General features: G+C 69.8%; 5 protein-coding genes. 4 read left to right on the forward strand and 1 reads right to left on the reverse strand.

Translation table 11 applies throughout. The features are described from left to right. Both VF468_10400 and VF468_10405 read left to right on the forward strand, forming a co-directional pair. Window positions 1–610, forward strand: a 610-nt coding sequence (locus tag VF468_10400; protein HEX5878717.1) for a helix-turn-helix domain-containing protein, incomplete at its 5' end; no start/stop codon positions are given. A gap of 466 nt (window positions 611–1,076) precedes the next feature. Next, the gene (locus tag VF468_10405) at window positions 1,077–1,568 is read left to right on the forward strand and encodes a hypothetical protein (protein ID HEX5878718.1); all 492 of its coding nucleotides are present in this window, start codon (window positions 1,077–1,079) and stop codon (window positions 1,566–1,568) included. Window positions 1,569–1,616: 48 nt separating this feature from the next. On the opposite strand, the gene VF468_10410 is transcribed toward VF468_10405, so the two are convergent. After that, window positions 1,617–2,096: a cation:proton antiporter regulatory subunit gene (locus VF468_10410; GenBank protein HEX5878719.1), complete on the reverse strand. Its 480-nt coding sequence runs from the start codon at window positions 2,094–2,096 to the stop codon at window positions 1,617–1,619. A 1,206-nt stretch (window positions 2,097–3,302) separates the two neighbouring features. Here VF468_10410 and VF468_10415 point away from each other — a divergent pair. Continuing rightward, a complete protein-coding gene (locus tag VF468_10415; GenBank protein HEX5878720.1) occupies window positions 3,303–4,289 on the forward strand; it encodes a hypothetical protein in 987 nt (328 codons plus the stop codon). A gap of 232 nt (window positions 4,290–4,521) precedes the next feature. Further along, window positions 4,522–4,722, forward strand: a complete 201-nt coding sequence (locus VF468_10420; protein HEX5878721.1) for a DUF1918 domain-containing protein — start codon at window positions 4,522–4,524, stop codon at window positions 4,720–4,722. Window positions 4,723–4,882 lie beyond the last annotated feature (160 nt).

Below are 4,882 nucleotides of genomic sequence, written 5' to 3' on the forward strand. Positions count from 1 at the left end.
CCTGCAGCTGGGCTGTGAGACCTTCGGCGAGATCCTCCAGGGTGCGCCCGGGCTCTCCCGCACCCTGCTCACGCAGCGGCTCAAGCAACTCGAACGCCTCGGCATCGTCGAGGTGACCCCCAAGGCGCAGGGGCGCGGTCACCGTTACCAGCTCACGAGCTCGGGCCACGATCTGTTCAAGGTCTGCGAGACCCTCGGTGAGTGGGGAGCCCGTTGGCTCGAGATCGTCCCCGAGAACCTCGATCCGTTCGTGGCCCTGTGGTCGATGTGCAACGCGCTCCGCCAGGACCGACTCCCCGACCAGCGTGTTGTCGTTCGGTTGGACTTCACCGGCTTCCGGCCCCATGAGCGGTACTGGCTGCTGCTCGAACACGGCGAGGCCGAGATCTGCAAGACCTATCCCGGTCTGGACGAAGACCTCTTCATCACCGCCGAGGCCGAGGCGTTCGTCAAGTGGCACGCCGGGCAGCTCTCCTGGGGGGAGGCCACCCGCGACTCCCGGATCCAGCTCCACGGTCCGTCATGGCTCGTCAGGGCCTTCCCGACCTGGAACGGCCGCAGCATGTTCGCTCACATCAAGCCCGACGCCGCCGCTGCCACTCCGAATTGACGCGCCGACCTCACGGTCTGCGCCTTCACAGCTACTCTCACGATGGAGGAGCAACCTATTGGCGGAAGGAGCCACATGAGACCCACACAGCCCAGGAGCTGCTGCTGAGCATCCTCGTCGCGATCGCGCTGGCGGGCTGTGATGAGTCCGACGTGGAGGCGGCCAGCAGCCGGCCCCGCCCACCCAGGCGCCGGCAACGCCGGCTCCAACCACAGCCCAGGACGACGATGATGACGGCACCCCGGACGACCAGGACGACGACGACAGGGGCTGACGACCACTCAACTTTGACATCCAGTGGCGGGGTGGGCGCCCGACATGCGCCGCGGGCGAGATGCGATCTGTATCGTTCCGCCGTTGCGCCACGGGCGAGGTCTCGGGGGCCTTGGATGAACGACGAACGCGCGCCGACCAGCCCCGGGGGCCCATCCGTACACCAGCAGCCAGGGTTGCGCTGGTCCTGCTGGTGGCTGCCGGCCTGCTGATCGCCCTCAGCCTGGCCACTCGCTACGGCGCCTATCGCGCTGAGGTCGCACAACCTGGCTCGACCCAGGTGGCCGCCTGGAAGGCCTTCATGCGGCTGTTCGACGTCAACAGCGAAGGCAACGTGCCGAGCTGGTTCTCATCCATGCTGCTGATGGGCTGTGCGCTGGTCGCCGCGCTGCTGGCCGCACTGGTGCGGCGCGCCGGCGGCCGCGACGCCCGGTGCTGGGCCGGGCTGGCGGTGATCCTCTCGCTGCTCTCGCTGGACGAGGCCGTCGCGCTGCACGAGCGCCTGGGCGGACCGGCCGGCGAGGTCCTCGGCGACGCCACCCGGGGACCGTTGCATTTCGCCTGGGTCGTTCCCGGCGCGGTTGCCTTGGAGGCGGCCGCCGGCATGGTGCTCGAGAGCCAGGGCGACCGCGGCGGGTATCTGCTGGGCCTGCGACCCGAGCCTGATGGCGGTACCGCCTGGTGATGGTGGCCTGGCCGAGCTCGCCCCTCAGGATCACCCTGCCCATGCCGGTCAGCCGTCCAGGAGTTCGGCCAGGGCCCGGACGCCGGCCGGGGTGCCGACCACGACGGCGGTGTCACCGGCCTGGAAGCCGAAGTCCGGGGTGGGCGCCGGGAAGGCCGTCTGGGCCCGGACCACGGCCACGATGGAAACCCCGGTGCGGGTGCGGGCCTGGGTGTCGGCGATCGTACCGCCGGCGTACGGCGAACGCTCCCCGATGGTCAGCCAGGAGATCGCCAGCCCCTCGATCTGCTGTTGGAGCTCGGCCAGGTGGCCGGTGAGGCGGGCGGCGCCCAGCAGGTCGGCCAGGGCGTCGGCCTCCTCTCGGGTGAGCCGGATCACCTCCTGGCAGGTGTCGGGGTCGTCGGGGTCATACAGCAGCAGGTCCCGTCGGCCGGTGCGGTAGGACACCACTCCGAGGTGGCGGCCGGCGCGGGGGGTGAATTCGTGGCGGAGCCCAACCCCGGGCAGCGCCGTCTCCTGAATGTCCATCGGCTCAGCCTCGTGCTGTTCGTCGATCCCTGTCTCGCGGGTCAGGTGGAGTGGGTGGTTGGGATCCGGCCGATGGTTGGCCTTGGCTGGGGATCAACCGTGCCCCATTGCGCAGGCTGTCCTCGAGATGGCCCTTGAGCTGCAGCAGCACGGTGGTGTGTTGCCCGGCGGTTGAGGTCCAGCCGCACTGGCACACGCTGCGACAAGGCAGGCGAGTGCCGGAGGTGCGGTGGAGCGTCCAGTGATGCCCTTCAATTCCTCCAGCTTGGGACGACCACATCGTGACCTCACCCCATGAGCAGGTCGGCTAGGAATCGGACGAGGAGGGCGAGTGTGATGGCGGCGGCGACCGTGGCCAGGATCAGTCGCCGCCGGAGGGTGGATGGCCCTGGCGGTCGGCCGACCCGCCGACGGCGGCGCGGATCAGTGCCAGCCGCCACCAAGATGACAAGACACCAGGGTCGAACCTCCAGCATCAGCCCGCGCCGGTCATGGATCAGGCGCGGAAGGCGGTCAGGCCGGCTGGAGGCGGGGCGGCGCCCGAGCTGCCCGCAGAGTGGAGCAGACGCACGACCAGGGGCGAGCACGGCCGCGCCGCTGTGCTGCGGCTCGCCACCCGCACGCGCCAGCGAGCGCGGCCGCCAGGGTGGCCAGCAGCACCAGACGTCCCCGCGGGTCCGGGCGCTCGGCCGTTGGTCGCAACGCCGTAGCAGAGTCCCGGAAGGTGGCCGGCTGGACCCCCGGCTGGGAACGGCTTGTGGTCAGATAGTCGGCCGGGTTGCCTGCCGAGGGCGCGATCAGGCTACCCGTCCAAAGCGATACGAGCACAACAGCCAGGACCAAGACGACCCTGGTGCCCTCCTGCTGCCGGTTCACCCGCATGGCGGCTCGACGGTACTGGATCCCCCAGCAAACGCCAAGGTGCCGCCATCAACCGCTGAGCAAGTGTCCGATCAGCAACCTCGCTTCGGCCTGCTGCTCCCGGGTTCGTCCTGGTTTTCTGAAGCGCGCGCGAATGCGCGGCCGGACCCGCGCCGGCGCGGGGCGGATACTGGGTGGTCGCGGCCACGCCCCTCCTCTGTAATCCCTCATTTGAGGTTCACACTTGTTGTGGCCGCTGAGAGCGGCTAGGTTCGGCCGAGGTGGTTCCGCCTGCTGGGTCGCGTTGGCGGTCCGCCGAAGGGGGGCGGATCCCCGGAGGCAGCCATGGCCGAGCGTCAAATCCCCGCCGCGGCTGACAACGATCACTCCAACCAGGCCAGGAGTTTGGCCGCGGTGATGGGGGCGTCGCTGCGGCGCTACTGGGACGAGCGGACGAGCTACCAGTCCTTCCTGTACGCCGCTGGGGCGCTGCTGTTGGCCAGCGGCCTGGTCCATAGCGTGGTGTTCCTGCTGGACGGGGGTGGGTGGGACGGCCCGCTGTCGTGGCGCAAGCCGATCCTGTTCGGCTTCTCGTTCGGGATCACGGTGCTGACCCTGGGCTGGGTGCTGTCGTTTCTGCCCAGACGGCGCCGGTTGGGCTGGCTGCTCGCCGGATCCCTGGGGGTGGCCAGCGTCGCCGAGGTCTTGTTGATCACCATGCAGCGCTGGCGGGGGGTCCCCTCCCACTTCAACGAGGCCACCGCCTTCGACGCAGCGGTGTTCAACGCCATGGGGGTGATGGTCGCGGTGGCGGCACTGGTCATCGGCGTGGTGACGGTGTGGTCGTTCACCTCGCTGGGGGCCGCCCCGAGCATGGCCGTTGCCATCCGCGCCGGGCTGGTGCTGCTGGTGGCCGGCCAGCTGCTCGGCGGGGCGATCATCGCCAACGGCATGGGCATGTCGGAGGCGCAGGCGATCGCGGCGGGCAGCACCTTCGGCGCGGCCGGGGGGATGAAGGTGCCCCATGCGGTGTCGCTGCACGCGGTGCAGCTGCTGCCGGCCCTGGCCTGGCTGCTGGGGTTCACCGGTTGGGCGGAGCGCCGCCGCACCCGGGTGGTGCTGGTCGCGGCCGCCGGCTACCTGGGGCTGTTCGCCGTCACGGTGGTGCAGACCTTCAGTGGCGTGCCCACCTTGGAGCTCGCTGCTGGCGTCGCGGTCCTGCTGGTGGCCAGCGTCCTGGCGTTGGCGGGGCCGTTCGCGGTCACGATGTGGGCACTGGCCCGGCGCTGGCGTGGGACGCCGCCGCCAACGGCCGCGCCGGCAGCTGGCTGACCCGCCGCGGCGTCACGTTCGATCCCTCCTGGATGAGCGGACAGACCTCGGGCGGGTCGTCCAGCCAGTGCGCTCCCGTCAGGCCGCGTGACGCCTGGTGGAATGACAAGCAGAATGACATGGACTGGCGGCCTTCGTCGTCGATGGCTGCCAGCCACCATCCTCTTGAGGTCGGTTGGTGGCCTGAGGACACTTGATGGGCCTGGTTCCGTCAACGGCAGAGGAGGTCGACATGGTCGAGGTCGGCGACCGGGTGCTGGTGGAGTCGGAGAAGGTGGGATCCGCCACTCGCAGCGGTGTGGTGACAGACGTGGATGGACGGCTGATCACGGTGCGCTGGGACTCTGGCGCGTCGTCGACGTTCGTGCCAAGCGCCGGCTGCCTGCAGGTCACTAGCCACGAGTCGCAAGCCGAGACGGCCAACAACTCCTAAGCAGCTTCGCCCGGGGTCTGCTAGGACCCACAGAGCAGAGCGCCAGGTCCGTAGGCTGGTGCTCTACGTCCACGGCGTGGTCCCGAGTGCTGTTGATGCAGCTCAGGTCAGGTGCCGAATCCAGCGAGGTCGCCTGAGTGCTGTCTGGTGCTGGCTGGTG

This window comes from Actinomycetota bacterium, from assembly GCA_036280995.1.
Classification (GTDB): domain Bacteria; phylum Actinomycetota; class CALGFH01; order CALGFH01; family CALGFH01; genus CALGFH01.